Here is a 949-nt window from a genome sequence, read left to right on the forward strand (position 1 = left end):
TCCGCTGGTCTAAACTGACAAACGTGCTGGAATAAACAGATTCTGTCGCTTAATTGACCCATTTTCTTAAAAAAAACTGCCGGAATAAAGTGACATTTACTGGCTGGATTATTTTGCTTTTCTACAACCAGGTGTGACACCTAACGATTCGAACCATTCATTCAAAAGCCGTCCGGCTTCGTCCATTAAGCCTTTTAATAGTTTTTTCCGATAATGACTAGTGAAAATGGGACGAAGCCCTTCATCAATGGTTAAAATCACATGGCGGTGAATACGTTTGATTGAATATCTGCCCATTTCTGTGCTTCTCCAACTGCGCAGGTGGGACAGAATTTCCCTTTACACCGAATCGGAACATGCTTAACATTTGGGCAAGCCTCACACTTATACACGCGGAATCCATTAGACAAATCCCCACAATGCAGAAACTTATCAACTTCTTTTCTAATAACTTGGCGTATCTTTCCTTTGTTATTTTTTAGAAAATTCTCCCAATTATTATTGTCCAGAAATATAGCTTTGAGTTTATTCATTTCTATGCGAATGCTTTTCTCTACCATACGTATAGTGTACCTTTAAATCCCCTCTCTTTTCAAATCAAGTGATAGTGATTAACGTTTGAGGTGATAGGCTTTCTAGCGGGTAAAACTTTATACTTTCCTATTCTATAATAAATACGGATAAACCACCGTTCTTTTATTGAAAAGGAAACTTCACATCTCATTTATCCGCTCACTATACACAGTTAGTTATAAAAGCACGCAAAAATGATGGAGCTAATTTTTAGTGGTCTAACTTTTCAAAAAAGTTTGTAGTTTAAATGTAAGCGATGAATAACTGAGTACCTACAAATAAAAATCGGACACCACTATAATGAGAAGTGTCCGAAGCGTATAATATGCTGAATGTCTAGCGACATTCCATCTGCACCTTTGGATTCCATGGCAAA

Annotated in this window: 2 protein-coding genes; both read right to left on the bottom strand. The window is 37.1% G+C overall.

The features are described 5' to 3' along the window. Positions 1 to 108: 108 nt before the first annotated feature. The gene (locus ACYQ2O_RS12410; protein WP_459796724.1) at positions 109 to 297 is read right to left on the bottom strand and encodes a hypothetical protein; all 189 of its coding nucleotides are present in this window, start codon (positions 295 to 297) and stop codon (positions 109 to 111) included. Then, the gene (locus ACYQ2O_RS12415) at positions 258 to 560 is read right to left on the bottom strand and encodes a transposase zinc-binding domain-containing protein (protein WP_459796726.1); all 303 of its coding nucleotides are present in this window, start codon (positions 558 to 560) and stop codon (positions 258 to 260) included. The genes ACYQ2O_RS12410 and ACYQ2O_RS12415 overlap by 40 nt, the downstream gene beginning before the upstream one ends. Positions 561 to 949 lie beyond the last annotated feature (389 nt).

The sequence above is a fragment of the Alkalibacterium sp. m-11 genome, from assembly GCF_054658155.1.

Coding starts and splice junctions, on each gene's coding strand:
- ACYQ2O_RS12410 (WP_459796724.1), bottom strand. CDS start 297: ATGGGCAGATATTCAATCAAACGTATTCACCGCCATGTGATTTTAACC.
- ACYQ2O_RS12415 (WP_459796726.1), bottom strand. CDS start 560: ATGGTAGAGAAAAGCATTCGCATAGAAATGAATAAACTCAAAGCTATA.